Source organism: Streptomyces sp. NPDC001903, assembly GCF_042891345.1.
GTDB lineage: Bacteria > Actinomycetota > Actinomycetes > Streptomycetales > Streptomycetaceae > Streptomyces.
This window is the reverse complement of sequence record NZ_JBIASZ010000014.1, coordinates 171,688-197,078: the sequence shown is the minus strand read 5'-3', so window position 1 is coordinate 197,078 and position 25,391 is coordinate 171,688. Positions and strand designations below refer to the sequence as shown.

Sequence of the window (25,391 nt, the reverse complement as noted above, 5' to 3'; positions counted from 1 at the left end):
GTATTCGAAAACGGGGTTCTCGTCTTCAACACCGCTCTTTCGAGTGACCTTGCTCAAGGATTGGCCGCCGCTGCCGATGGAGATCCTTTCAACAGGGAGGCGGGCCGCTCGGGGAAGACGGTCCGAGGGGATGACCTTGAGAGCTCGGGGCTCCGGGTCAGCAAAGGGGAGGACCGGTCCCGGCGCCGCAAGGCGCCGGGACCGCCCCAGCCCACCACCGACAGTGCCGCCACCGACAGGCCCACCACCGACAGCGCCGCGCGCTCGCCTGTGTGGAGGCCGTCAGCGCTTGGCCACGAACACGTGCGAGGCGATCTCCGAATCCAGCTCGGCGGCCTCGCCACCACTGCCGACCAGCACCCCGCCGGGCGACTCGGTCACGCTGACCACCGAGCCGGGCTGCACGCCCGCCCGCCGCAGCGTGTACATCAGCTGGGCGTCCGTCTGGATCGGCTCCCCGATCCGGCGCACGACCACCGTCTTGCCGTCCGCCCCCGGATCCAGCTCCGACAGGCTGACCATGCCGTCCTCCAGGAACGGGTCCGCCTCGGCCTTCTCGCCCAGCTCCTCCAGCCCCGGGATCGGGTTCCCGTACGGCGACTCGGTCGGGTGGCGCAGCAGCTCCAGCACCCGACGCTCCACCGCCTCGCTCATCACGTGCTCCCAGCGGCAGGCCTCCGCGTGCACCTGCTCCCACTCCAGGCCGATGACGTCGACGAGGAGGCACTCCGCGAGCCGGTGCTTGCGCATCACGCGCGTCGCCAGCCGCCGCCCCTCCTCCGTCAGCTCCAGGTGGCGGTCGCTCGCCACGGCCACCAGGCCGTCGCGCTCCATGCGCGCCACCGTCTGGCTCACCGTCGGGCCGCTCTGGTCGAGCCGCTCGGCGATGCGGGCGCGCATGGGGACCACGCCTTCCTCTTCCAGCTCGAGGATGGTGCGGAGATACATCTCCGTGGTATCGATCAGTCCGGACATTCGTGCCCCTCGGATATCGTGCGCTGGCCCTGCACCCAATTCTGACGCATCGCGCCGACAACCGTCCCGTGCCGGACGTCAAGCCCCGCCCGGGACATCCCCGGGCGCTCCCGGACCGGGATTGACGTTCGTATTGACACGCCCTTGGTCCAGACCGCACGGTGAGCGGCGGACACGGACGAACCCCACCTCTGGAAGGGCCATCGGCGTATGAGCGAGAGCAAGCTGGCCGGTCAGTTCCTCGACGCCGCGATCGGACTCCTGGAGCGGGTGAGGGACGAGGAGGCCGCGCACATCGCGGAGGCCGGCGCCGCCATCGCCGAGGCCGTCGCCGCCGGGAACCGCCTCTTCGCCTTCGGCGCCGGGCACTCCTCGCTCCCCGCGCAGGACGTGGTCTACCGGGCGGGCGGCCTCGCACTGGTGAACTTCCTCGCGGTCCCCGGCACCGTCGGGATCGACGTCATGCCGGCCACCCTGGGCAGCGCCCTGGAGCGGGTCGACGGCCTCGCCGGGGCCGTCCTCGACAGCAGCCCGGCCACCGACGGCGACGTGCTCGTGATCATCTCCCTTTCCGGGCGCAACGCGCTGCCGGTGGAGATGGCCATGAACGCCCGCGCCCTCGGCCTGAAGGTGATCGGCGTGACCTCGGTGGCCTACGCGACGGGCACCAAGTCGCGGCACGTCTCCGGCACCTTCCTCAAGGACCACTGCGACATCGTCCTCGACAGCAAGATCGCGGTCGGTGACGCGGAGCTGAGCCTGGACGGCATCGACGCGCCGTTCGCCCCCGCCTCCACCGTCGTGACCAGCGCGATCATGCAGGCCGTCATGGCGGCGGCCGCCGGCGAGCTGGCCGCCCGCGGCCTGGAGCCCCCGCTGCTGCGCTCGGGCAACGTGGACGGCGGCCACGAATGGAACGGCCGCGTCCTGAAGGAGTACGGCGACCGGATCTTCTTCCGCCACTGAGCCGCGGTCCCGGCCCGATCCGGACATTTTCTAGGCCCGGCCCGGCCGCGGCCGGGCCGCCAGGTCGAGGTCGGCGGCCACCCGGGCCGCCACCTCCTCCGCGTACGCCGCGTCCGCCTGCTCGAAGGCCGCCCGCGAAGCGGCCCGTACGAAGGTCAGCACCCCCACGGTCCGCCCGCGGCTGCGCAGCACCGTGCACAGCACGTGCGCCGCGTCCTCGGGCCACTGCCGCTCCCGCGCCCAGCCGCCGGCCGCCTCCCCGCGCGGAGCGCTCGTACGGACCGAGCCGATCCGGTCCAGCGCCTGGAGCGCCGGGTGCCCGGGCTCGTACCGGGCCAAGATCGCCTCCGCCCCCGGCAGCAGCGGTGGCGACGCCGCCATCCGTACGAGCCGGCGCCGGTCCGGGTCGCCCGACTGCTCCAGTACGTCGAGCAGCGCGTGCTCGGCGAAGCCGGCGAGCGCGAAGTCCAGTCGTACGGCGGCCGCCTCGGCCGGGTCCTCGCACTCGGCGGCCGCCCGGCCCGAGCGGTGCAGCTGGCCGGCGCGGAACCGCAGCTGGGCCGTGTCCAGCGCGGCCTGCCGGGCCTCGGTGATGTCCTGGAAGAGCCAGCCGACCCCGAGCGGCACCGGCTCCTCCGCCAGCGGCGAGCCCAGCCGCAGGAACCCCGACCGCCAGCACCGCCGCCGCACCCCCTCCGGTGTGCGCACCGACACCCACAGCTCCATGGGCGCGGGCGGGGACCCCTCGGCGAGCACGTGCTGCAGCGCCCCCTCCAGCTCCTCCACGCCCTGGGCCAGCAGCTCCCCCAGCGGTCGGCCGAGCAGCGCGGTGCGCCCCGAGCCGAAGGCGCGGGCGGCGTGCGCGTTGACCACGGCGGGCCGCAGGTCCACGTCGACGAGGACGACACCCCACGAGGCGTCCTCCATCAGCGCCTCGCTCAGTGCGATGGACCGCTCCAGGTCGATCTGGGCGTGCACCTCGCTGAAGGCGCAGTACACCCCCGCGGGCTTCCCGTCCGCCCCGGGCACCCCGGCGGACTGGGTCCGCACGAGCACCCGGCCGCCCTCCTTGGTCAGCAGCGCGAACTCGTGCACCTGCCGCCCCGGCAGGTCCTGGGCGGACATGAGCCGCTCCTCCACGTCCTGTGCGTCGGCGGCGCGCACGGCCCACCCGGCGAAGCCCTTGCGCCCGACCGCCTCGGCGGCGCTCCAGCCGAGGATCCGCTCGGCCTCGCGGTTCCAGTGCGTGATCACGCCGTCGGAGTCGAACGCGCACAAGGCGGCGTCCATCCCGTCGAGCAGCGCTGCGAGCAGATCGTCGGTGGTCTCACCACGTCCGGAAGCACTCACCTGGCACCCCCTGCAGGTGTTCGCGTGTGCGGCACGTCAGATCATTCAACTGGAACGTGACGCAGCCCACACCGCATTCCCCGAATCGCCCCGAAATAAATCACTTGAGGACCTCGGGGAGCGGTTCTAGGCTCTGCCGTACACGAGAAGGGAGGTGGTTCCCGAAATGTACGGAAACCGGACGCGTGAGGTGGCTGCGGGCTAAGGGCCCGTCGTCGCACGCACCCAGTGCGGTGCCCGGCGGGTAGCCAGGCGCCAATCCCAAGCAGTCACCCGACCCGCGGGCTCGCCGGTACGTCCGGCCGGCTTCTCTCACTGCAGGAGAGAAACCCGAGCTCGCGGGTCGTCTGCGTTTTCGCGCGGGTGACGGCCGGCGGCTACGGGCAGAGCCGCTCCAGGCGCCACTTCCCGTCCTCCAGGACGTAGCGCAGCCGGTCGTGGAGCCGGTTCTCGTGGCCCTGCCAGAACTCGATCCCGTCGGGGACGACCCGGATGCCGCCCCACTCGGGCGGAACGGGGACCTGCTCGCCCTCGGGGTAGCGCTCCGCCAGCTCCTGATAGCGGCGGTCGAGCTCGGCCCGGGAGGCGATCACCCGGGACTGCTCGCTCGCCCAGGCGCCCAGCTGTGAGCCGTGCGGGCGGGAGCGGAAGTACGCCGCCGTCTCGTCGCGGCCGATCCGCGAGGCCGTGCCGGTGACGATGACCTGGCGGGAGATGGGGTGCCAGGGGAAGAGCAGCGAGACGTGCGCGTTCGCGTCGATCTCGCGGCCCTTGCGGGAGCCGTAGTTGGTGTAGAAGACGAATCCCCGCTCGTCGAACTGCTTCAGCAGCACCGTGCGGGAACTGGGACGGCCGTCGGGGGTTGCGGTCGAGACGACCATCGCGTTGGGTTCGAAGAGGTGCGAGTCGGCGGCCTGCTGGAACCACTCGGCGAACTGCCGCATGGGGTCCTCGGCGAGGCCGTCCTCGTGGACGATCTCCGAGCGGTACTGCTTGCGCATCGTGGCGGGGTCAATGTCCTGGTCGGTCACGCGTGCCATCCTGCCGCAGGAGTGCTCGCGGCAGTGTGCCGTATGTCACGCTTCCGCCTGCCATCCGGAACAGCCAAAATCTTGGGGCCGGTCCGGAGGTCCCCACGCGGGTGACCGACGGCCGTGCCGGGCATCAACGGGGATGACCGCGCCGGACCGCGAGTCACGCCGGGAGCCGCGCGTGTTCGCACTATCTGAGGAGCCGCCTGATGTCCGACTTCGTACCCGGGCTCGAAGGGGTCGTCGCGTTCGAGACCGAGATCGCCGAACCGGATAAGGAAGGCGGATCGCTCCGCTACCGCGGCGTCGACATCGAGGATCTCGTCGGGCACGTCTCGTTCGGAAACGTCTGGGGCCTGCTGGTCGACGGGGCGTTCAACCCCGGCCTGCCCGCCGCCGAGCCCTTCCCCATCCCCGTGCACTCCGGCGACATCCGCGTCGACGTGCAGTCCGCCCTCGCCATGCTCGCCCCCGTGTGGGGCCTGAAGCCCCTGCTGGACATCGACGAGAAGACCGCCCGCGACAACCTCGCGCGCGCCGCCGTGATGGCGCTGTCGTACGTCGCGCAGTCCGCGCGCGGGCAGGGCCGGCCGATGGTGCCGCAGAGCGAGATCGACAAGGCCGAGTCCGTCGTCGAGCGGTTCATGATCCGCTGGCGGGGCGAGCCGGACCCCAAGCACGTCAAGGCCGTCGACGCGTACTGGACCTCGGCCGCCGAGCACGGGATGAACGCCTCGACCTTCACCGCGCGCGTGATCGCCTCGACCGGTGCGGACGTGGCCGCGGCCCTGTCCGGTGCCGTCGGCGCCATGTCCGGGCCGCTGCACGGCGGTGCGCCGTCCCGCGTCCTCGGCATGATCGAGGAGATCGAGCGCACCGGCGACGCCGTGGCGTACGTGAAGAAGGCCCTGGACAAGGGCGAGCGGCTGATGGGCTTCGGGCACCGCGTGTACCGGGCCGAGGACCCGCGCGCCCGCGTGCTGCGGCGCACGGCCAAGGAGCTGGACGCGCCGCGCTACGAGGTGGCCGCCGCGCTGGAGAAGGCCGCGCTGGAGGAGCTGCACGCGCGCCGCCCCGACCGGGTGCTCGCGACGAACGTGGAGTTCTGGGCCGCGATCATGCTGGACTTCGCGGAGGTCCCGGCGCACATGTTCACCTCGATGTTCACCTGCGCCCGGACCGCCGGCTGGTCGGCGCACATCCTGGAGCAGAAGCGCACGGGCCGTCTGGTGCGGCCGTCGGCGCGCTACATCGGCCCGGGGCGCCGCGACCCGCGCGAGATCGAGGGCTACGCGGACATCGCCGACACGGCCTGAGTTCGCCGCGTACGCCCGTACGCCCGTACGCCGGTCAGGGCGCCGCATCCCGTCGAGTACGGGGTGCGGCGCCCTCGGCGTTCGAGGCGGCGGCGTTCAGCCGAGGGCGGCGTCCAGGATCCGGGACCACTGGGCGACCACGCGGGCGCGGCGGGCCGTGTCGTCGGTGAGGACGTTGGCCAGGCCGAGGCCCCGGGCCATGTCGAGGAGGCCCTGCACGGTCTCCCGTACACCGGGGACGGATTCGTCCGCGCCGAGCAGTTCCACGGCGATGCGGTGGGTCTCGCGGCCCACGCGGGCCTCCAGTTCGACGACCTGGGGGCGCAGCTGTTCCTCGTTGGAGGCGGCGACCCACAGCTGGAGGGCGGCGCGGAAGAGGGCTCCGGTGTAGAGGTCGACGAGGGCTTCGACCACGGCGGGGCGGGCGGCGGGCCCGGCCTGGAAGAGGTCGCGCAGGGCGGCGGAGCGCTCCTCGGAGACGTACGCGACGGCGGCGGTGAAGAGGTCCTCGCGCGTCGGGAAGTGGTACTGCGCCGCCCCGCGGGAGACTCCGGCCCGCTCGGCGACGACGGCCACGGTGGAGCCGGCCCAGCCCTGTTCGGCGAGGCAGGCGACGGCCGCCTCCAGGAGGTGGCGGCGGGTGACGCGGCTGCGGGCCTGCTTGGGGCCGGACGGGGCCTCGGGTCCGCTCCGGTCGTCCTCGGTGGACCGGGTGTCGGTCACAGGGCCCATGACGGGTCCCGGCGCTCGAAGCGGGCGGTGATGCCCTCGCGGGCCTCGGCGGAGCCGAAGTGGTGTGCGGACAGCTCCGTGAGCGCGGCGCCGTCCGACGCGAGGACGGCCCGCACCGGGGCGGTGAGCAGTTCCTTGGTGGCGGCGAGGGCCTCCGGGCCCGCCTTGCGCAGGCCCGCGAGCACGGGGGCGAGGACCTGGTCCACGTCCTCGCCGTGCAGGGTGAGCAGGCCGATCCGGGCGGCTTCGGCCGCGTCGAAGGCCTCGGCGGTGAGGAAGTAGCGGGCCGCCGCGCGCGGGTCCAGGCGCGGGAGCAGCGGCGCGGAGATCACGGCCGGGACCACGCCCAGGTGGGTCTCGGTGAAGGCGTACGTGGAGGCGGGCCCGGCGGCGGCGATGTCGCAGACGCCGAGGAGGCCGAGGCCGCCCGCGCGGACGTGTCCGGTGACGCGGGCCACGACCGGTTTGGGCAGCTCGGCGATCTCGCGGAGCAGGGCGAGGAAGTCGGCGGGGTCGCAGGGGGACTTCAGGTCGGCGCCGGAGCAGAAGGTGTTGCCGGTGTGGGTGAGGAGGATGGCCCGGGCCCCGGGGTCCGCCGCCGCCGCGGCGAGGGCCGCCCGCAGCTCGCCGACGAGGTCGGCGGAGAGCGCGTTGCGGTTGGCCGGGGAGTCGAGCGTGAGGGTGGTGATGCCGAGCGCTTGCGCGGCGCCGACGGGGCGGGTCATGCCATGTCCTCCGGAGGTTGTGCGGGTGGTGGGCGGCTCCCCGCGGCCCTGCGCCCGGCGGGCCGAGGTGCCGGGGACGGCACCGGTGCCGTCCGGGGGCGGGGACGGGGTGGGGTGGTGTCCGGGGCGGGCTTCGATGTTCGGCGCCTGAGGGAGGCTTTGGTGGCGCAAGGGGGTTCGCGCCGAATCATCTCGTTTGAGCCCCGGGCACCACCCCACCCCGTCCCCACCCCCGGCCGGTGGCCAGGCTAGTAGGACTTGGGGAGGCCCAGGGTCTGGTGCGAGACGAAGTTCAGGATCATCTCGCGGCTGACCGGGGCGATGCGCGAGACCCGGGAGGCCGTGATCAGGGCGGCCAGTCCGTACTCACGGGTGAGGCCGTTTCCGCCCAGGGTGTGGACGGACTGGTCAACGGCCTTCACGCAGGCCTCGGCGGCAGCGTACTTGGCCATGTTCGCGGCCTCGCCGGCGCCCATGTCGTCGCCCGCGTCGTACAGGTGGGCGGCCTTCTGCATCATCAGGCGGGCCAGTTCGAGGTCGATGTGGGCCGCGGCGAGGGGGTGGGCGATGGCCTGGTGGGCGCCGATCGCCTCCTTCCAGACCTGGCGGCTCTTGGCGTAGTCGACGGCCTTGGCCAGGGCGTAGCGGCCCATCCCGATGGCGAAGGCGGCGGTCATGATGCGTTCGGGGTTGAGCCCGGCGAAGAGCTGGAGCAGGCCGGCGTCCTCGTCTCCGACCAGGGCGTCCGCGGGCAGCCGGACCTCGTCCAGGACCAGTTCGAACTGCTTCTCCGCCGCCTGGAGTTCCATGTCGATCACGGAGCGGGAGAAGCCGGGGGCATCGCGCGGGACGATGAACAGGCAGGGCTTGAGGCTTCCGGTGCGGGCGTCCGCGGTGCGTCCGACGATGAGGGTGGCGTCGGCGATGTCCACGCCGGAGATGAAGACCTTGCGCCCCGTCAGCACCCACTCCTCGCCGTCGCGGCGGGCGGTGGTGGTGATGCGGTGGGAGTTGGAGCCGGCGTCGGGTTCGGTGATGCCGAAGGCCATCGTGCGGCTGCCGTCGGCGAGGCCGGGGAGCCAGGCCCGCTTCTGGGCCTCGGTGCCGAAGCGTGAGATGACCGTGCCGCAGATGGCGGGAGAGACGACCATCATCAGCAGGGGGCAGCCCGCGGCGCCCAGTTCCTCGAGGACGATGGAGAGTTCGGCGATGCCGCCACCCCCGCCTCCGTACTCCTCGGGGAGGCTGACCCCGAGGTAGCCGAGCTTGGCGGCGTCGGCCCACAACTCGTCGGGGTGGCCGCCCTCGCGGGCGACGCGGGAGAGGTACTCGCGTCCGTAGCGCTGTCCGAGTGCGGCGACGGCGGTGCGCAGCGCCCTGTGTTCCTCGGTCTCGACGGTGGTGCTGGTGGCGGGGCTCATGCTGGCGGTTCCTCCTGGACTACGGCGAGCAGGGCGCCGAACTCGACCTGGCGGCCGAGGGTGGCGTGGAGCGCGGTGAGCGTGCCGGAGGCGGGCGAGACGATGCGGTGCTCCATCTTCATGGCCTCCAGCCAGAGCAGGGGCTGCCCGGCGGTGACGGCGGCGCCGGGGGCGAGGCCCTCGGCGACGCGGACGACGGTGCCGGGCATGGGGGCGAGCAGGGAGCCGGGTTCGGTGCGGTCCTGGGGATCGGCGAACCGGGGTACGGGGGTGAGGGTGTGGGCGCCGGTGAAGGGCGAGTCCACGTACACCTCCGGCTTGTTCGAATTGTGTTTCACGTGGAACAGCCGCCGCACGCCATCGACTTCGAGGGCGACGTGGTGGCGCTCGGCCGACAGGACTCGCACACCGGGGTGGTCCTCGGGGTCGAGGGGGTTGTACCGGACCTCGTACTCGGTGCCGGCCACGGTGTAGCGCCGCGTCTGCGGCTGGGAGCGGAGATTGCGCCAGCCGCCGAGCCGGAGGGCCAGCGACGCGCCCGGCGCGGGGGCTGCCTCGGCCAGCGCTGCGGCGAGGGCGGCCAGCGCGGTGCGGTCGGCGGTGTCCGGGGCGGGCTCGGTGAGGGCGGCGAGATGCCGCTCGTAGAACCCGGTGTCGAGCTGACCGGCCGCGAACTCCGGGTGCCGCAGGGAGCGTACGAGGAGTTCGCGGTTGGTGGTGAGCCCGTGGATGCGGGCTGCGGCCAGGGCGTGGGCGAGGGCGCGCACGGCCTCGGCCCGGGTCGGGGCGTGGGCGACGACCTTGGCGAGCATCGGGTCGTAGTGCATGCCGACGGTGTCCCCGTCGGCGAACCCGGTGTCCACGCGGACCGTTCCCCCGGCTTCGCCGAGGGGCCCCCCACCGGGGACGGCGAGCGTGTGCAGGACGCCGGTCTGGGGGCGCCAGTCCTGGGCGGGGTCCTCGGCGTAGAGGCGGGCCTCCACGGCGTGCCCGCTGGACTCCGGCGGCGTCAGCGGCAGGGCCGCACCCTCGGCGATGCGCAGTTGCAGGGCGACGAGGTCGAGGCCGAAGACGGCCTCGGTGACGGGGTGTTCCACCTGGAGGCGGGTGTTCATCTCCAGGAAGTAGGGGCGCCCGTCGGCGGTGACGAGGAACTCGACGGTGCCCGCGCCCTGGTAGGAGACGGCGCGGGCGGCGGCCACGGCGGCCGCGTGGAGGCTCTCGCGCAGGCTGTCCGGCAGAGCGGGCGCCGGAGCCTCCTCGATGACCTTCTGGTGGCGCCGCTGGAGGGAGCAGTCACGGGTGCCGAGCGCCCAGACGGTGCCGTGGGAGTCGGCGAGGATCTGGACCTCGACGTGGCGGCCGCGCTCGACGTAGGGCTCGGCGAAGACCTCGCCGTCGCCGAAGGCGGAGGCCGCTTCGGCGCAGGCCGCGTCCAGGGACTCCTTGAGGGTGTCGAGGTCCCGTACGACGCGCATGCCGCGCCCGCCGCCGCCCGCGGCGGCCTTGAGGAGCAGGGGCAGGTCGGCGGGGGTGGCGGCCGCCGGGTCGACGGGGTCGAGGAGCGGGACCCCGGCGGCGCGCATCAGCTCCTTGGCCCGCGTCTTGGAGGCCATGGCCTCGATGGCCTCGGGCGGCGGGCCGATCCAGGTGAGCCCGGCGGCGACGACCTCGCGGGCGAAGCCGGCGTTCTCGGAGAGGAACCCGTAGCCGGGGTGGACGGCGTCGGCGCCGGCGGCGAGGGCGGCCTTGATGACGAGCTCGCCGCGCAGGTAGGTGTCGGCGGGTGCGGCGCCGGGCAGGCGCACGGCCGCGTCGGCCTCCCGTACGTGCAGGGCGTCGGCATCGGGGTCGGAGTGGACGGCGACGGTGGCCAGGCCCAGGGCACGGGCGGTGCGGAAGATCCGTACGGCGATCTCGCCGCGGTTGGCGACGAGGAGGGAGGTGATGGGCTGCTGAGTCATGTGCGGGCTCACATCCGGAAGACGCCGAAGCCGCCGCGGGCGCCCTCGACGGGGGCGTTGTGGACGGCCGACAGGCACAGGCCGAGGACGGTACGGGTGTCGCGCGGGTCGATGACCCCGTCGTCGTACAGCCGCCCGGACAGGAACATCGGCAGGGACTCGGACTCGATCTGCGCCTCCACGAAGGCGCGCATCCCGGCGTCGGCCTCCTCGTCGTACGGCTGTCCCTTCGCGGCGGCGGACTGCCGGGCCACGATGGAGAGCACCCCGGCGAGCTGGGCCGGGCCCATGACGGCGGATTTGGCGCTGGGCCAGGCGAAGAGGAACCGGGGCTCGTAGGCACGGCCGCACATGCCGTAGTGGCCGGCTCCGTAGCTGGCGCCGATGAGGACGGAGAGGTGGGGGACGCGGGAGTTGGAGACCGCGTTGATCATCATCGAGCCGTGCTTGATGATGCCGCCCTGCTCGTACTCCTTGCCGACCATGTAGCCGGTGGTGTTGTGGAGGAAGAGGAGCGGGATGTCGCGCTGGTTGGCGAGCTGGATGAACTGGGCCGCCTTCTGCGACTCGGCGCTGAACAGCACGCCTTGGGCGTTGGCGAGGATGCCGACCGGGTAGCCGTGGAGGGTGGCCCAGCCAGTCACCAGGCTGGTGCCGTACAGGGGCTTGAACTCGTCGAAGTCGGAGCCGTCGACGATGCGGGCGATGACCTCGCGGGGGTCGAAGGGGGTCTTGAGGTCCGCGGGGACGATGCCGAGGAGTTCCTCCGGGTCGTACTTCGGCTCCTCGGCGGGCTGCGGATCGGGGTGCGGCTTGCGGTGGTTCAGGCGGGCGACGACCCGGCGGGCCTGGCGGATCGCGTCGTGCTCGTCGAGGGCGTAGTAGTCGGCGAGTCCGGAGGTGCGGGCGTGCATGTCGGCCCCGCCGAGGGACTCGTCGTCGCTCTCCTCGCCGGTGGCCATCTTGACGAGCGGCGGACCGCCCAGGAACACCTTGGAGCGGTCCTTGATCATGATGGTGTGGTCGGACATCCCCGGGATGTACGCGCCTCCGGCGGTGGAGTTGCCGAAGACGACGGCGATCGTGGGGATGCCGGCGGCCGAGAGCCGGGTCAGGTCGCGGAAGATCGCGCCGCCCGGGATGAAGATCTCCTTCTGGGAGGGGAGATCGGCGCCGCCGGACTCGACGAGGCTGATGCAGGGCAGGTGGTTCTGCCGGGCGATCTCGTTGGCCCGGAGGGCCTTCTTGAGGGTCCAGGGGTTGGAGGCGCCGCCGCGGACGGTGGGGTCGTTGGCGGTGATCAGGCACTCGACGCCCTCGACCGTGCCGATGCCGGTGACCATGGAGGCGCCGACGGGGTAGTCGCTGCCCCAGGCGGCGAGCGGGGACAGCTCCAGGAACGGGGTGTCCGGATCGAGGAGCAGTTCGACGCGCTCCCGGGCGAGGAGCTTGCCGCGGCCCCGGTGGCGGGCCGTGTACTTCTCGCCGCCGCCGAGGAGGGCCTTGGCGTGCTCGGCGTCCAGCTCGGCGAGGCGGGCGGTGGCGGCCGCGTGGTGGGCGAGGTGGTCGGGGGCGTGGGGGTCGACGGCGGTGGTGAGGCGGGTCATGGGGCGGTCCCCTCCGGGGTGAGCGGGAGGTGCGTCGTCAGGAGGCGGGTGGGGATGTCGACGTGCCGGGCGCGAAGCCATTCGCCGAGGGCCTTGGCCTGGGGGTCGAAGCGGTGGGCCGAGGCGACGCCGGCGCCGAGGATTCCGGCGATGGTGAAGTTGAGCGCGCGGAGGTTGGGGAGCGTGTGGCGGGTGACGGGCAGACCCTCGGTCTCGGGGAGCAGGGCCTGGAGGGCCTCGGCGGTGAGGGTGGACTCCAGCCACTCCCAGACGTCGTCCCGTTCGGTCCAGACGCCGATGTTGGCGTCGCCGCCCTTGTCGCCGCTGCGCGCGCCGACGAGTCGGCCGAGGGGGGCGCGCGTGACCGGCTCCGCGGGCGCGGCGCCGGTCAGCTGCCCGGCCGTGGGCGGGGCTCCGCCCACGGGCGCGCGGTCCTCGGACACGGGACGGGCCGAGAGGTCCGGTTCCGAGAGGTCGGCTCCCGAGAGGTCCGGTCCCGAGAGGTCGGCTCCCGAGAGGTCCGCTCCCGAGAAGTCCGCTCCCGCGGGGACCGGGTGGCGCGTGGCGTCCGGGAGGACCGCCACGTGGGGGACGGCCGCCGACGGGACGGCCGACGACGTGAAGACGCCGTACGGCTGGGCCGGGCCCGGCGGGGACGTCACGTGGAAGCCCGGGTAGCTGGCCAGGGCCAGTTCGATGGCCTCCGAGGTGAGGGCGCGGCCCACCCGGTCCGAAGACGGGTCGCGGACCACCAGGCGGAGCAGTGCGCTGGCCGTCTCCTCCGTCTCCGGGTCCTCGTGGTCCGTGCGGGCCAGCGTCCAGTCCGCCGTGGCCACGTGGGACAGCGCGTCCGCCAACTGCGCCTGGACCAGCGCCGCCTTCTCCTCGATGTCCAGGCCCGTCAGGACGAAGACCACCTCGTTGCGCCAGCCGCCGATGCGGGTCACCCCCACCTTGAGGGTGGCGGGCGGGGGCTCCCCGACGACTCCGGAGATCGACACCCGGTCCGCGTCCGCCTGCGCCAGGCGGACCGTGTCCAGGCGCGCCGTCACGTCCGGGCCGAGGTAGCGGGGGCCCTGGGTCTCGTACAGGAGCTGGGCCGTCACCGTGCCCACCGAGACGACCCCGCCCGTGCCCGGGTGCTTGGTGATCACGGACGAGCCGTCCTCGGCGATCTCGGCCAGCGGGAATCCGGGGCGGCGGACGTCGTGCGCCGTGAAGAAGGAGTAGTTGCCGCCGGTGGCCTGGGCTCCGCACTCCAGGACATGGCCCGCGACCACCGCCCCGGCCAGCCGGTCGTAGTCGTCCGGAGCCCAGTCGAACCACCAGGCCGCCGAGCCGCTGACCAGGGCCGCGTCGGTGACCCGGCCCGTCACGACCACGTCCGCGCCCGCCCGCAGGCAGGCCGTGATCCCGGCGCCGCCGAGGTACGCGTTCGCGGTCAGCGCCCCCTGCGCGAACGGCATCAGGTCGTCGCCCTCGACGTGGGCGACCGACACCGGTACCCCGGTCTTGGCGGCGAGCGCGCGCACCGCGTCGGCCAGTCCGGCCGGGTTCAGGCCGCCCGCGTTGGCGACGATCCGCACGCCCCGCTCGTGCGCGAGCCCGAGTCCCTCCTCCAGCTGCCGCAGGAAGGTCTTGGCGTAGCCGAGGTCCGGTGACTTCAGCCGGTCGCGGCCCAGGATCAGCATGGTCAGCTCGGCGAGGTAGTCGCCGGTCAGCACGTCCAGCGGCCCCCCGGTCAGCATCTCCTCGAACGCGCTGAAGCGGTCCCCGTAGAACCCCGAGGCGTTGCCGACGCGCAGCGGCCGCCGGCCGCCGCTCATCGGGCCGCCCCCGGCGCGCGGCCGGGGCCCGCCGGGCCCGCGAAGGCCTGGGCGATGTCCAGCCAGCGGTCGGCGTCGGGGCCGGTCGCGGTCAGGGCCAGGTCGGCGCGGTGGGCCCGCTGGGTCACCAGCAGGCAGAAGTCGAGCGCCGGCCCGGTGATCCGGTCCGCCGCGTCCGGCGGCCCGTACGTCCAGGGCTCCCTGCCGTCCGGGGGTACGAGTTCCACCCTGAACTCCGCAGCGGGTGCGGGCAGTCCCCGTACGGCGAAGGCGTAGTCGCGGGCCCGTACGCCGATCCGCGCCACGTGCCGCAGCCGCGCGGTCGGGGTGCGGCGTACGCCGAGGGCGTCGGCGACGTCCTGGCCGTGCGCCCAGGTCTCCATCAGGCGGGCGCTGGCCATGGAAGCGGCCTTCATCGGCGGCCCGTACCAGGGGAAGCGGGCGTCGGGCGAGGCCGCGGCGAGCGCCTCGTCGAGGGCGGCGCGCCCGGCGCGCCAGCGGGCCAGCAGTTCGGCGGGCGGCAGCGCGGCGCCCTCCTCCGCGCCCTCGTCCACGAAGGATTCGGGTGCCTTGACCGCCTCCTCGACCAACGCGGCGAAGCCCTCGGGGTCGGTGAGGGAGACCAGCGCGGCCCGGTCGGTCCAGTGCAGGTGGGCGATCTGGTGGGCGACGGTCCAGCCGCTCGCGGGGGTGGGCCCGGCCCAGCCGGCGGCGGGCAGGTCCCGTACCAGGGTTTCGAGCGCGAGGCCTTCCTCGCGCAGATCGGCGAAGACGGCGACAGCTGACGGATCGAGCACGGCGGGCTCCCCTTTCGGCGTGAGGGGAAGACTGGCAGCCGCGCACAAAACAATCAAGCATGCTTGCATGATTTGCCCGACGAGCGTTCCCTTCGCGCCACCACGGCCAACTGACGGGACCCAAGGGCGATTTGGCGTTCGACACCGGCCCCGGGCCGGTCGGCGGGCCCCGCCGCCGCCCACCCGGAGGGGGCGATTCAGGCCGTACGCCGGAAAGCGGCGGAACCCGGCCGATGTCGCCTCGATACTGAACGCTTCGTCCCCCGCGAACTCCCCCCGCGCCGAAGGCACTCGCGAAGCAGGCACTCGAAGAAGTCACTCGCCGAACGTCACCCGACGAAGAACGTCACCCGACGAAGAGGATGAACCGACGTGGTCTCAGCTGCTTTCTCGCTCTATCCCGAACTCGACGCGACCACCCTCACGGCGTTCGTCGCCGCGCTCGAGACCGGCGACGTCACGGGCCTCGCCCCCGCCCGCGCCGCGGAGGTCGCCGACGCCCGGTCCGTCGCCGTCTTCAGCCGGGTCAAGGTCGCCGGCTCCGACGGGGACCTGCTCGACGCCGCGCTCTGGCGCCACAACGGCGGCCGGCCGCGGCCGGTGATCGTGATGCCCTCGCCGTGGACGAACCACGGCTGGCTCCCGTACGCCGTCCAGGCCAGCGTCTTCGCGGCCCGCGGCTACAACGTGCTCGCCTACAGCACCCGCGGCTTCGCCGGCTCCGAGGGACAGGTCGACGTGGCCGGCCCGCTCGACGTCGCCGACGGCAGCCGGGCCCTGGACCACCTCATCGAGCGCACCGCCGGCCCGGTCACGAAGATCGGCTTCCTGGGGGACTCGTACGGCTCCGGCATCAGCCAGCTCGTTGCCGCACACGACACGCGCGTCGACGCCGTGGTCGCGCTCAGCACCTGGGGCGACCTCGGCGAGGCCTTCTACGAGAACCGGACCCGGCACGTGGCGGGCGTCGAGGCGCTGCTCAAGGCGGCCTCGAAGGCCCGGCTGAGCCCGCAGACGCAGAGCGTGTTCGAGAACGTCCTCGCGGGCCGCGACATCCAGGGCACCCTGCGCTGGGCCGAGCAGCGCTCGCCGTTCACCCACGTCAAGGAGCTCAACCGGCGCCAGGTGCCCGTCTACTTCGCGCACGCCTGGCACGAGACGCTCTTCCCCGGCAACCAGACCCTGAGGCTGTTCAACGAGCTCACCGGCCCCAAGCGCCTCGACCTGTCCATCGGCGACCACTCCGGCCCCGAGATGACCGGCATGATCGGCCTGCCCAACCGGATCTGGACGAACGCCCACCGCTGGTTCGACCACCACCTGAGGGACATCGACAACGGCATCGACGACGAGGGCCAGGTCCTCAGCGAGGTCATGTGGGGCCAGACCCTGGAACCCCGCCCCACCTGGGAATCCGTCACCGAACAGGTGCGCCGGCTGCACCTGGCGAGCGGCGGGGAACTCACCGAGCGCCCGGAGGCCGGCTGGAGCGCGGGCGTGCTGTGCGGGGTGGACACCCCGGCGACCGTGGCCGACGAGATCGTCCGCTCCGGGTACGACGAGATCGCGGGCCGCCCCAAGGCGTACCGCACCGACGACATCGACCGCACCGTCGCCGCCGTCTGGACGGCGGACCCGGAGGCCGAGACCGCCCGGCTGCGCGGCACGCCGCGGCTGCGCGTCACGTACCGGACCGCGAACCCGGACTCGGCGTTCGTCGCGTACCTGCTCGCGGTGGCGCCCGACGGGACGGGGCACATCATCACGCACGCCCCGTACACGGACCTCGACTCGCCGCCCGACAGCCTGGTCAGTGCCGACCTCGAGCTCCAGGCGACGGCGTACGACGTCCCGCGCGGGCACCGGCTGATGCTGGTGATCGACGCCCGCGACCCCTTCTACGGGGACGCCAACCTGCCGCGCGCGACGCTGGCCTTCACCTCCCCGGAGGCCACGCCGTCCTACCTGGACCTGCCGCTGGGCTGAGCGCCGGGCACCCCGCCCCGCCGAGCACCCCCGTGGCCGGCGGAGCGGGCGTGCGGGTTCACGCGTGACGGGCGAAGTCCATCGTCCAGTTCAGGAGCCAGGTGGCGCCCTCGTCGACCGAGAAGGACTGCTCCCACCGGGGAGCGCCCGACGCGATCCGCGACCACACGAAGCGAACGCGGACCGCCTTGCCGTCGTAGGTGTCCTCGCCCTCGAAGACGCCGGTGCCCTCCGTGAACCGGCCGAGCACCGGCGGGAAGAGGGTGCCGGTGCGGCGGCTCGCCCAGTACAGCGACCACTGCTCGCGCTCCGGGTCGTACAGGCGCAGGGTCAGGCCGGCGAAGCCCTTGGTCGGGAACTCGATCTCGTCGAAGCTGGCGGCGCCGTCGAAGTGGCGGGAGGCCCGGCTCACGGCCGGGAACTCCTCCCACTCGGCGTCGGGGTCGAGGAAGTCGGTGCGCCGGCGGTTGGTGACGTCCCAGGTGCCGAGGAGAAAGTCGAAGTCGTTCATGCGAGGACCGTAGGAGCACTCCACTGACATCCTGTGTCAGTGAAATCGAGCCGTTTGCTGTCGATGCTGCTGCTGCTCCAGACCCGGGGGCGGATGACCGCCGCCGAGCTCGCGCGGGAGCTGGAGGTGTCCGTACGCACGGTCTACCGCGATGCGGAGGCGCTGGCCGCGGCGGGCGTCCCGCTGTACGGGGACGCCGGGCACAGCGGCGGCTACCAGCTGCTGGCCGGCTACCGGACGCGGCTGACCGGGCTCAGCACCGGCGAGGCGGAGGCGCTGTTCCTGACCGGGATGCCGGGGCCCGCGGCGGAACTCGGGCTCGGGCGGGCCCTGTCGGCGGCCCAGCTGAAGCTGCGGGCGGCGCTCCCGGCGGAGCTGCGGGAGCAGGCGGACCGGATGAGGCTGCGCTTCCACCTGGACGCGCCGGGCTGGTACGCGGAGCACGAGGAGACCCCGTACCTGGCGCGGGTCGCGGACGCGGTGTGGCGGGGGCGGGTGATCGAGGTCCGCTACCGGCGCTGGAAGGAGCCGCAGGAGGTGGACCGGCGGCTGGAGCCGTACGGGCTGGTGCTGAAGGCGGGGCGCTGGTACCTGGTGGCGGCTGCGTCGGGGCCCGAGGGCGCGGCGGAGCCGCGGACGTACCGGGTGGACCAGGTCCTGTCGGTGCGGGAGACGGCGGATCGCGCGGAGCCGCCGCGGGGCTTCGACCTGGCGGGGTACTGGCAGCGGACCCAGGAGGAGTTCCACGCGCGGCTCCACCCGGAGGAGGCGCTGGTACGCCTCTCCCCGCGCGCCGCGGCGCGCCTCACCGGCGCCCAGGCGCGGGCCCTGGCCACCGGCGCCCCGGACCCGGAACTGCCGGGCTGGACCCGGGCGCTCCTCCCGATCGAGTCGCAGGAACAGGCCGAGGAGCAGTTCCTGTCCCTGGGCCCGGACGCGGAGGTACTCGCCCCACCGACCCTCAGGTCCCGCATCCGGAACGCACTGGGTGCGATGACCGCCCGGTACGGCGGCTGACCCGGATCCGAAAGACACCCCCTAGGGGGTGATCGGGCCCGGGGGTGCCGACGACGTGGCGCGGAGGAGGTCGCGGAGGAGGGGGAAGTCCACCGTCTCCGGGCGGCGGAAGCGCAGGCACGCCTTGCCCGTGTCGTGGCCGGCCAGGCGGTCCGCGAAGGCGTCCCGTACGTCCGTCCGCATCAGGTAGACCGAGATGTACTGCTTCTGGTTCGCCCAGGCGACCTCCCCCGCCTCGGCGCCGGCCCGTACGTACATCGGCATGCCGTACGCCATGACCTCCTCGAAGCCCGTCAGCTCCGCCAGGCACAGCTCGCGCAGGCGCGTCAGCGCCTCGCGGCGGGCCTCCGGGGCCTGTTCGAGGTACGCGTCGACCTCGGCCGTCGCCGGCATCAGGCGGCGGCCGCCTTCCGGGTCTGGGAGCGGACCGCGCCCATGCTCGCCGCGATGACCAGCGCGATCGCCAGCGCGTCGATCGCCGACATCGCCTGGTGCAGGACCAGGAACCCGGCCGTGGCCGCGATCGCCGGCTCCAGGCTCATCAGGATCGCGAACGTCGGGGCGGGGACGCGGCGCAGCGCCAGCAGCTCCAGGGTGTACGGCAGGACGGAGGACAGGACGGCGACGCCGAAGCCCAGCGCCAGCGTGCTCGGCACGAGGAGCGCCGAACCGGCCTCGACCACGCCCAGCGGCAGCGAGAGCACCGCCGCCACCGCCATGGCCAGGGCCAGCCCGTCCGCCTGCGGGAAGCGGCGGCCCGTACGCGCGCTGAACACGATGTACGCCGCCCACATCGCGCCCGCTCCGAGCGCGAAGGCGGCGCCGAGCGGGTCGAGGCCGCCGAAGCCGCTGCCGCCGCCGTGGCCGGCGAGCAGGACGACACCGGCGAGGGCCAGGCCCGCCCACAGCAGGCTGACCAGGCGGCGCGAGACGACGACCGACAGGACGAGGGGGCCGAGCACTTCGAGGGTGACGGCCGGGCCGAGCGGGATGCGGTCGATGGACTGGTAGAAGAGCCCGTTCATGCCGGCCATGGCGACGCCGAAGGCGACGACCGTGCCCCAGTCGGCGCGCGAGTACCCGCGGACCTTCGGGCGGCACAGGACCAGCAGCACCAGCGCGGCGGCCGCGAGCCGCAGCGTGACCACGCCCGCGGCGCCCGCCCCCGGCATGATCTTGACCGCGAGGGCGGCGCCGAACTGCACCGAGATGCCCGCGGCGATGACCAGTGCGACGGGGCCGAAGCGCGACGGGGCGACGCCGGCGGCGGTCGTCGGGAGGGCCGGGGTCGTCGTGAGGTCGGCGGGCGCCGGGGCGGCGCGGTCGGACTTGGGCGAGGTTGCGGGCATTAATCCAGACTAAGGGGTGCGTAAGGGCCGCGACGGCGTGTGTTGGCTTACAGGGCCTCCGCCAGGAGCTCCGCGAGGTGGCGGGCCCGGCTGCCGTCGGGCAGCCCGGCGAGCCGGCTGATCTGCGTACGGCACGAGAACCCGTCCGCCAGGATCGCGGCCCCGGGCGGGGCCGCGCGCAGGGCGGGGAGCAGTTGTTCCTCGGCGCAGGCCACGGACACCTCGTGGTGGCCCGGCTCGAAGCCGAAGTTCCCGGCCAGGCCGCAGCAGCCTCCGCTGAGCTCTCCGCCCAGGCCGGCGCGCTCGCGGAGCCTGCGGTCGGCGTCGTCGCCGAGGACGGCGTGCTGGTGGCAGTGCGTCTGGCCGACGGCGGGGCGGTCCAGGCGGGGCGGCCGCCACTGCGGCGCGTACTCCTCGAGGGTCTCGGCGAAGGTGCGGACGGCTGTCGCCAGGCGCTCCGCGCGCGGGTCGTCGGGCAGGAGGGCGGGCAGGTCGGTGCGCAGGGCGGCGGCGCAGCTGGGTTCGAGGACCGTCACGGGTCCTCGAACGTCTCCCACGGCGTCGAGGGTGCGGCGCAGGACGGCCCGCGCGCGGTCGAGGCGGCCGGTGGAGACGTAGGTCAGCCCGCAGCAGACCCCCTTCGGCGGGAGGGACACGGCGAGGCCCGCGTCCCTCAGGACCGTGACGGCCGCGCGTCCCGCCTCGGGGGCGAGGTGCTCGGTGAAGGTGTCCGGCCAGAGCGTGACGCGCGCCGCGCCCTGCGGGCCGGCTTCCGGACCGGGGCGGCCCGACCTGCGCCACCAGCGGGTGAAGGGCTCGACGGCCAGCGGCGGCAGCGGGCGGGCCCGGGCCAGGCCCGGGAGCGGGAGGCGGCGGGCCGCCGCGTTGGCCAGGGGCGCGGCGCGGAGGGCTGCGATCAGGCGCAGCCACGCGGGCAGGCCGCCCAGGGTGTAGTGGGACGGCGGGCGGATGCGGCCCGCCCAGTGGCGGTGCAGGAACTCCGCCTTGTACGACGCCATGTCCACCCCCACCGGGCAGTCGCTCCGGCATCCCTTGCAGGCCAGGCACAGGTCGAGCGCCTCCGCGACCTCCGGCGAGCGCCAGCCGTCCCGCACGATCTCCCCGGCGAGCATCTCGTGCAGCAGCCTCGCCCGGCCGCGCGTGGAGTGCCGCTCCTCCCCCGTGACCCGGTACGACGGGCACATCACCGCCGGGCCGGCCGCGTCGGCGGACCGGCATTTCGCGACGCCCACGCAGCGGGCCACCTCCCCCGCGAACGGGGTCGCCGGCAGCACGGCGAAGCGGAGGTTCTCGTCCAGGCGGGCCGGGCGGACCAGCATGCCGGGGTTCATCCCGCCCGCCGGGTCCCACACGTCCTTGTACGCGCCGAAGAGCCGGATCACCTCCGGCCCGTACATCCTCGGCAGGAGCTCCGCCCGCGCCTGCCCGTCCCCGTGCTCCCCGGAGAGCGAGCCGCCGTGGGAGACCACCAGGTCCGCCAGGTCGGCGGAGAAGGAGCGGAAGCGGGCGATCCCCGCCTCGGACACCAGGTCGAAGTCGATCCGCACGTGCACGCAGCCCTCGCCGAAGTGCCCGTACGGGGTCCCCCGCAGCCCGTGCCGCGCCAGCAGCGCGCGGAACTCCCGCAGGTACGCGCCCAGCCGGGCCGGCGGGACCGCGCAGTCCTCCCACCCCGGCCAGGCCATGCCCCCGTCGGGCGTCCGCGTCGCCGTGCCCGCCGCGTCCTCGCGGATCCGCCACAGCGCGCGCTGCCCCGCCGGGTCCGTGACCACCACCGAGTCCACCGCGTCGGCGGCCCGTACGAGGGACCGGGCCGCCCCCTCGTCCGGCATCTCGACGAACAGCCACCCGCCACCCCTCGGCAGCCCGGGAGCGGCGCCCACCAGGTCGGCCGCCATGCCCTCCACCGTCAGCGGTCCGAAGCCCAGCAGCCCGGCCGCCGCGTCCGCCGCCGCGCTCTCGTCCGCGTACCCGAGGACGGCGAGCGCCGGCGCGTGCGGCGCCTCCACCAGCCGTACGACGGCCTCGGTCACCACCCCGAGCGTGCCCTCGCTCCCGCAGAAGGCCCGGGCGGCCTGCACGCCCCGCTCGGGCAGCAGCGCGTCGAGCCCGCCGTATCCGGAGATCCGCCGCGAGAAGCCTCCCGCCATCCCCGTACGCAGCACCGCCAGGTTCCCCGCCACCAGCTCCCGCAGGCCCTGCGGCGTCCCCGCCCAGCCCGTCCCGAGCCGGTACGACGCGCCCCCGTACGCCGTCACCGCCAGCTCCGACACGTTGTCCGCGGTGGTCCCCCAGGCCACCGAGTGGGCTCCGCACGCGTTGTTGCCGATCATCCCGCCCAGCGTGCAGCGGGAGTGCGTGGAGGGGTCCGGGCCGAAGGTGAGCCCGTAGGGGCGGGCCGCCTCGCGCAGCCGGTCGAGCACCAGCCCCGGTTGGACCACCGCGGTGCGGGCGGCCGGGTCCAGCGACACGAGGGCGTCCATGTGCCGGGTCAGGTCCAGCACCACGCCGATGCCCGTGGCCTGCCCGGCGATCGAGGTCCCGCCGCCGCGCGGGACGACGGGCACGCCCGCGTCCGCGCAGATCCGCAGGGCGGCCGCCACGTCCTCGGCGTCGCGCGGCCGGACCACCCCCACCGGCACCCGCCGGTAGTTCGAGGCGTCCATCGTCGCGAGCGCGCGGGCCGCGGCCCCGAAGTCCACCTCCCCGCGCAGCTCCTCCCGCAATGTCCGTTCGAGTTCACCGGGTGACGTCACGGCCCCCACCCTGCCACCGGTCGGAGCCGTCTCATCGGGTGGACGCGCCTCCGAGGGGTGGACCGGGACCCGATACGCTCCGCTCGTGGCCGAGATCCAGATTCCCGCTGACATCAAGCCCGCCGACGGACGCTTCGGCGCGGGCCCCTCCAAGGTGCGGACCGAGGCGCTGGACGCCCTCGCCGCCACCGGTACCTCCCTGCTCGGAACCTCCCACCGCCAGGCCCCGGTCAAGAACCTGGTCGGCTCGGTGCGGGACGGCGTCCGGGACCTGTTCTCCCTCCCCGAGGGCTACGAGGTGATCCTGGGCAACGGCGGCTCCACCGCCTTCTGGGACATCGCGACCGCCGGGCTCATCGAGCGCAAGTCCCAGCACCTCACCTTCGGCGAGTTCTCCTCCAAGTTCGCCAAGGCCGCGAAGCTCGCGCCGTGGCTGGACGAGCCGACCGTGATCTCCTCCGAGCCGGGCACGCACCCCGAGCCGGTGGCCGAAGCGGGCGTCGACGTGTACGCGTACACGCACAACGAGACCTCGACGGGTGTGGCGGCGCCGGTCAAGCGCGTCGCGGGCGCCGACGCCGGTTCACTCGTCCTGGTGGATGCCACCTCGGGCGCCGGCGGTCTGCCGGTGGACATCACCGAGAGCGACGTCTACTACTTCGCCCCGCAGAAGTCCTTCGCCTCCGAAGGCGGCCTGTGGCTGGCGGCGTTCTCCCCGGCGGCCCTGGAGCGGGCGGCGCGCGTGCACGCCTCCGGCAGCCGGCACATCCCGGAGTTCTTCTCGCTGCCGACGGCGATCGACAACTCGCTGAAGAACCAGACGTACAACACCCCCGCCCTGTCCACCCTCTTCCTGCTGGACCAGCAGCTGAAGTGGATGAACAGCCAGGGCGGCCTGGAGTTCACGACCGGCCGTACGGCGGCCAGCGCGAGCCACCTGTACGGCTGGGCGGAGGCGTCGAAGTACGCGAACCCGTTCGTCGTGGACGCCGACAAGCGCTCCGCCGTCATCGGCACGATCGACTTCTCGGACGACATCGACGCGGCCGCCGTCGCCAAGGTGCTGCGCGCCAACGGCATCGTGGACACCGAGCCGTACCGCAAGCTCGGCCGCAACCAGCTGCGCATCGCCATGTTCCCGGCGATCGACCCGGCGGACGTGCAGGCGCTGACCGCGTGCATCGACTACGTCATCGAGCAGCTCTGACCACGGCCTGAGCGGCACCGTACGAGCCCCTGGCGACCCCCTGTCGCCGGGGGCTCCGTCGTTGTGCCGGGAACGCCCCGGACGCCCGGACGCCCGGGACCTTGGTCCCAAAAATCGGGGCAAAGAGCCCGTAAACGGCGCCCCCTTGGCGGGTGCGCGGCCTGCGGCTTTATGCCGAAGGACCTTCGGCAGGTGCCCCGCGAGGGCCCGCGCGGACCCGCAACCAAGCGCCCGGAATGCCCCTCATGTCAGGTGTGCCGGGAAGGAACCCCGGCCTCCCGTTCAGGAGGAATCCCATGCGCAAGGCAGTCACCCTCGCAGCCGTAGCCCTCACCTCGACGCTGGCCCTCGGCGCCGCCGCCCCCGTGTTCGCCGCCGATTCGAGCCCGTCCCCCTCCGGCAGCCACAGCGCGGGCAGCAGCGACAGCTCCGCGTCCCTGCTGCTGTCCGTCTCCTCCGGCAAGCCGGGCGCCGAGGTCAAGGTCACCGTGAAGGCCCCCAAGGGCTCCACCGCCCTGTCCGTCTCCTCCAAGGCGCTGGAGGACGTCAAGCTCAGCCCGGCGGGCGACGGCGTCTGGACCGGCACCGCGAGGATCGCCAAGGTCGCGGACGGCAACTACGGCGTGAGCCTGACGGGTACGGGCCCGGACGGCGGCAAGCTCCAGGCCACCGCGCAGCTGACCGTCAAGGCCGACACCCCGCCGCCCGCCCCGACGTCCTCCCTGAAGCTGTCCGCGGACTCCGGCCGCCCCGGCGACAGGATCGGGGTCACGATCAAGACGGCGGCCGGGGTGAAGGACGCGTACGTCACCTCCGACGCGTTCGGCGGCCGGGTGGACCTGAAGGGCGACGGGCACGGCACCTGGACCGGGACCGCCGTCGTCGCCAAGGGGGTCAAGACCGGGTACTACGGCGTGCACGCCTTCGCGGGCGGCAAGGAGTTCGACACCGTGAAGTTCTCCACCGAGGCGGGCGGCGGCGGCAAGCCCGACGTCAAGCCGGTGACCCCGCTGAAGCCGAGCGAGCACAAACTGCCCAAGGGCTCCGTCAACACGGGCCAGGCGCCGGCGGACGCGACGGAAGCCACGACCCGTGCCTGAGCGGCGGTCCACCCCTTCCCGCCGGGGCGGCCGCGCACGCCGCGCCGCCGCCCTGGCGGGGGCCGCGGCCCTCACCGCCGTACTCGCCTGCGGCTGCTCGGCCTCGGCGAGCAGCGGCTCCGACGAGACCGCGGCCGCGAAGGCGGCCTCCGTGCTGCCCCCTTCCGTCCCGGACCGCATCGCGATCCCGGACATCAAGGTCGACGCGCCGCTCGACGCCGTCGGCCTCGACCCCCAAGGGGAGATGCAGGAGCCGGACTTCGCCAAGCCGGACGACGCCGCCTGGTACAAGGACGGCCCGACCCCGGGTGAGGCGGGCGCCGCGGCCATCGTCGGCCACATGGACACCCCGCAGGCCCCGAAGGCCGTCTTCTTCAACCTCAAGACCCTGAAGAAGGGGGAGAAGATCCAGGTCCACCGGGCCGACGGCACCACCGCCGTCTTCGCCGTCGACGAGGTCGACACGTACAAGAAGGACCGTTTCCCCACGGACAAGGTCTACGGGGACACCCACGGCGCGGCCCGGCTGCGCCTGATCACCTGCGGCGGCAGCCTCACCCCCGACCGCCACTGGGACTCCAACGTCGTCGTCTTCGCGCACCTCACCGGCCGGGCCTGAGGAAGCGGCGGCGCGACGGCCCCGTGTGGGCCCGGCCGCCCCGACCCGCGGGACCCGTACGCGATACCTTCAGGGCCTCGGCATTCGGCATTCCGGTGAATGCGGTGCAGCGCAG

The 25,391-nt window shown here is 73.8% G+C and carries 21 protein-coding genes; 7 read left to right on the top strand and 14 right to left on the bottom strand.

Features of this window, described 5'->3' with window-relative positions:
* Positions 1-282: 282 nt before the first annotated feature.
* Positions 283-975, bottom strand: coding sequence for a metal-dependent transcriptional regulator (locus tag ACFYZS_RS28430; RefSeq protein ID WP_389018381.1), 693 nt, complete (start codon positions 973-975; stop codon positions 283-285).
* A gap of 210 nt (positions 976-1,185) precedes the next feature.
* On the opposite strand from ACFYZS_RS28430, the gene ACFYZS_RS28425 reads away from it, so the two are divergent.
* Positions 1,186-1,941 carry an SIS domain-containing protein gene (locus ACFYZS_RS28425; RefSeq protein WP_389018378.1) on the top strand — a complete coding sequence of 252 codons (756 nt, stop codon included), beginning with the start codon at positions 1,186-1,188 and terminating at the stop codon, positions 1,939-1,941.
* A gap of 30 nt (positions 1,942-1,971) precedes the next feature.
* On the opposite strand, the gene ACFYZS_RS28420 is transcribed toward ACFYZS_RS28425, so the two are convergent.
* Both ACFYZS_RS28420 and pdxH read right to left on the bottom strand, forming a co-directional pair.
* Positions 1,972-3,291 carry a PAS domain-containing protein gene (locus ACFYZS_RS28420; protein WP_389018375.1) on the bottom strand — a complete coding sequence of 440 codons (1,320 nt, stop codon included), beginning with the start codon at positions 3,289-3,291 and terminating at the stop codon, positions 1,972-1,974.
* Positions 3,292-3,668: 377 nt separating this feature from the next.
* The gene (gene pdxH / locus ACFYZS_RS28415; protein ID WP_389018372.1) at positions 3,669-4,331 is read right to left on the bottom strand and encodes a pyridoxamine 5'-phosphate oxidase; all 663 of its coding nucleotides are present in this window, start codon (positions 4,329-4,331) and stop codon (positions 3,669-3,671) included.
* A 200-nt stretch (positions 4,332-4,531) separates the two neighbouring features.
* Here pdxH and ACFYZS_RS28410 point away from each other — a divergent pair, with 200 nt between their 5' ends.
* Positions 4,532-5,638, top strand: a complete 1,107-nt coding sequence (locus ACFYZS_RS28410) for a citrate synthase 2 (protein ID WP_229338527.1) — start codon at positions 4,532-4,534, stop codon at positions 5,636-5,638.
* Positions 5,639-5,734: 96 nt separating this feature from the next.
* On the opposite strand, the gene ACFYZS_RS28405 is transcribed toward ACFYZS_RS28410, so the two are convergent.
* The 7 genes from ACFYZS_RS28405 to ACFYZS_RS28375 all read right to left on the bottom strand — a co-directional run bounded on the left by ACFYZS_RS28405 (position 5,735) and on the right by ACFYZS_RS28375 (position 14,710).
* A complete protein-coding gene (locus ACFYZS_RS28405; RefSeq protein WP_389018369.1) occupies positions 5,735-6,370 on the bottom strand; it encodes a TetR/AcrR family transcriptional regulator in 636 nt (211 codons plus the stop codon).
* Entirely contained in the window at positions 6,358-7,095 is a 738-nt protein-coding gene (locus tag ACFYZS_RS28400) for an enoyl-CoA hydratase family protein (RefSeq protein WP_389018366.1), read from the bottom strand. Before ACFYZS_RS28400 ends, ACFYZS_RS28405 begins: the two co-directional genes overlap by 13 nt.
* 248 nt (positions 7,096-7,343) lie before the next feature.
* Positions 7,344-8,516 carry an acyl-CoA dehydrogenase family protein gene (locus tag ACFYZS_RS28395; RefSeq protein WP_389018363.1) on the bottom strand — a complete coding sequence of 391 codons (1,173 nt, stop codon included), beginning with the start codon at positions 8,514-8,516 and terminating at the stop codon, positions 7,344-7,346.
* A complete protein-coding gene (locus tag ACFYZS_RS28390) occupies positions 8,513-10,480 on the bottom strand; it encodes a biotin carboxylase N-terminal domain-containing protein (protein ID WP_389018361.1) in 1,968 nt (655 codons plus the stop codon). Before ACFYZS_RS28390 ends, ACFYZS_RS28395 begins: the two co-directional genes overlap by 4 nt.
* Before the next feature lie 8 nt (positions 10,481-10,488).
* Positions 10,489-12,087: an acyl-CoA carboxylase subunit beta gene (locus tag ACFYZS_RS28385; protein WP_389018358.1), complete on the bottom strand. Its 1,599-nt coding sequence runs from the start codon at positions 12,085-12,087 to the stop codon at positions 10,489-10,491.
* Complete coding sequence (locus tag ACFYZS_RS28380) at positions 12,084-13,913, bottom strand: acyclic terpene utilization AtuA family protein (protein WP_389018355.1); 1,830 nt, start codon at positions 13,911-13,913, stop codon at positions 12,084-12,086. The genes ACFYZS_RS28385 and ACFYZS_RS28380 overlap by 4 nt, the downstream gene beginning before the upstream one ends.
* Positions 13,910-14,710: a TIGR03084 family metal-binding protein gene (locus ACFYZS_RS28375; protein ID WP_389018352.1), complete on the bottom strand. Its 801-nt coding sequence runs from the start codon at positions 14,708-14,710 to the stop codon at positions 13,910-13,912. The genes ACFYZS_RS28380 and ACFYZS_RS28375 overlap by 4 nt, the downstream gene beginning before the upstream one ends.
* A 372-nt stretch (positions 14,711-15,082) precedes the next feature.
* Between ACFYZS_RS28375 and ACFYZS_RS28370 the strand changes: the two genes are divergently transcribed.
* The gene (locus ACFYZS_RS28370; RefSeq protein WP_389018349.1) at positions 15,083-16,696 is read left to right on the top strand and encodes an alpha/beta fold hydrolase; all 1,614 of its coding nucleotides are present in this window, start codon (positions 15,083-15,085) and stop codon (positions 16,694-16,696) included.
* A gap of 58 nt (positions 16,697-16,754) precedes the next feature.
* On the opposite strand, the gene ACFYZS_RS28365 is transcribed toward ACFYZS_RS28370, so the two are convergent.
* A complete protein-coding gene (locus tag ACFYZS_RS28365) occupies positions 16,755-17,207 on the bottom strand; it encodes a hypothetical protein (RefSeq protein ID WP_389018346.1) in 453 nt (150 codons plus the stop codon).
* 39 nt (positions 17,208-17,246) lie between these two features.
* Between ACFYZS_RS28365 and ACFYZS_RS28360 the strand changes: the two genes are divergently transcribed.
* The gene (locus ACFYZS_RS28360) at positions 17,247-18,224 is read left to right on the top strand and encodes a helix-turn-helix transcriptional regulator (RefSeq protein WP_389018343.1); all 978 of its coding nucleotides are present in this window, start codon (positions 17,247-17,249) and stop codon (positions 18,222-18,224) included.
* 21 nt (positions 18,225-18,245) lie between these two features.
* Here ACFYZS_RS28360 and ACFYZS_RS28355 read toward each other — a convergent pair whose 3' ends face one another.
* The 3 genes from ACFYZS_RS28355 to ACFYZS_RS28345 are packed head-to-tail and all read right to left on the bottom strand — an operon-like array spanning position 18,246 to position 22,350.
* The gene (locus ACFYZS_RS28355; protein ID WP_389018340.1) at positions 18,246-18,617 is read right to left on the bottom strand and encodes a DUF1801 domain-containing protein; all 372 of its coding nucleotides are present in this window, start codon (positions 18,615-18,617) and stop codon (positions 18,246-18,248) included.
* Positions 18,617-19,573 carry a DMT family transporter gene (locus ACFYZS_RS28350; protein ID WP_389018337.1) on the bottom strand — a complete coding sequence of 319 codons (957 nt, stop codon included), beginning with the start codon at positions 19,571-19,573 and terminating at the stop codon, positions 18,617-18,619. Before ACFYZS_RS28350 ends, ACFYZS_RS28355 begins: the two co-directional genes overlap by 1 nt.
* Before the next feature lie 47 nt (positions 19,574-19,620).
* Entirely contained in the window at positions 19,621-22,350 is a 2,730-nt protein-coding gene (locus ACFYZS_RS28345) for an FAD-binding and (Fe-S)-binding domain-containing protein (RefSeq protein WP_389018334.1), read from the bottom strand.
* Positions 22,351-22,435: 85 nt separating this feature from the next.
* Between ACFYZS_RS28345 and serC the strand changes: the two genes are divergently transcribed.
* The 3 genes from serC (at position 22,436) to ACFYZS_RS28330 (ending at position 25,276) form a co-directional block, all read left to right on the top strand.
* Complete coding sequence (gene serC / locus ACFYZS_RS28340) at positions 22,436-23,557, top strand: phosphoserine transaminase (RefSeq protein ID WP_389018331.1); 1,122 nt, start codon at positions 22,436-22,438, stop codon at positions 23,555-23,557.
* A 296-nt stretch (positions 23,558-23,853) separates the two neighbouring features.
* On the top strand, positions 23,854-24,657 hold the full coding sequence (locus tag ACFYZS_RS28335) for a hypothetical protein (RefSeq protein WP_389018328.1): 804 nt from the start codon (positions 23,854-23,856) through the stop codon (positions 24,655-24,657).
* Positions 24,650-25,276 carry a class F sortase gene (locus ACFYZS_RS28330; RefSeq protein WP_389018325.1) on the top strand — a complete coding sequence of 209 codons (627 nt, stop codon included), beginning with the start codon at positions 24,650-24,652 and terminating at the stop codon, positions 25,274-25,276. Before ACFYZS_RS28335 ends, ACFYZS_RS28330 begins: the two co-directional genes overlap by 8 nt.
* Positions 25,277-25,391: the final 115 nt, after the last annotated feature.

What these genes read in the sequence shown, in the direction of transcription:
- ACFYZS_RS28400 (WP_389018366.1), bottom strand. Translation starts at nt 7,095, where the DNA reads ATGACCCGCCCCGTCGGCGCCGCGCAAGCGCTCGGCATCACCACCCTC.
- ACFYZS_RS28380 (WP_389018355.1), bottom strand. Translation starts at nt 13,913, where the DNA reads ATGAGCGGCGGCCGGCGGCCGCTGCGCGTCGGCAACGCCTCGGGGTTC.
- ACFYZS_RS28395 (WP_389018363.1), bottom strand. Translation starts at nt 8,516, where the DNA reads ATGAGCCCCGCCACCAGCACCACCGTCGAGACCGAGGAACACAGGGCG.
- ACFYZS_RS28385 (WP_389018358.1), bottom strand. Translation starts at nt 12,087, where the DNA reads ATGACCCGCCTCACCACCGCCGTCGACCCCCACGCCCCCGACCACCTC.
- pdxH (WP_389018372.1), bottom strand. Translation starts at nt 4,331, where the DNA reads ATGGCACGCGTGACCGACCAGGACATTGACCCCGCCACGATGCGCAAG.
- ACFYZS_RS28355 (WP_389018340.1), bottom strand. Translation starts at nt 18,617, where the DNA reads ATGCCGGCGACGGCCGAGGTCGACGCGTACCTCGAACAGGCCCCGGAG.
- ACFYZS_RS28350 (WP_389018337.1), bottom strand. Translation starts at nt 19,573, where the DNA reads ATGCCCGCAACCTCGCCCAAGTCCGACCGCGCCGCCCCGGCGCCCGCC.
- ACFYZS_RS28430 (WP_389018381.1), bottom strand. Translation starts at nt 975, where the DNA reads ATGTCCGGACTGATCGATACCACGGAGATGTATCTCCGCACCATCCTC.
- ACFYZS_RS28335 (WP_389018328.1), top strand. Translation starts at nt 23,854, where the DNA reads ATGCGCAAGGCAGTCACCCTCGCAGCCGTAGCCCTCACCTCGACGCTG.
- ACFYZS_RS28390 (WP_389018361.1), bottom strand. Translation starts at nt 10,480, where the DNA reads ATGACTCAGCAGCCCATCACCTCCCTCCTCGTCGCCAACCGCGGCGAG.
- ACFYZS_RS28425 (WP_389018378.1), top strand. Translation starts at nt 1,186, where the DNA reads ATGAGCGAGAGCAAGCTGGCCGGTCAGTTCCTCGACGCCGCGATCGGA.
- ACFYZS_RS28365 (WP_389018346.1), bottom strand. Translation starts at nt 17,207, where the DNA reads ATGAACGACTTCGACTTTCTCCTCGGCACCTGGGACGTCACCAACCGC.
- ACFYZS_RS28405 (WP_389018369.1), bottom strand. Translation starts at nt 6,370, where the DNA reads ATGGGCCCTGTGACCGACACCCGGTCCACCGAGGACGACCGGAGCGGA.
- ACFYZS_RS28410 (WP_229338527.1), top strand. Translation starts at nt 4,532, where the DNA reads ATGTCCGACTTCGTACCCGGGCTCGAAGGGGTCGTCGCGTTCGAGACC.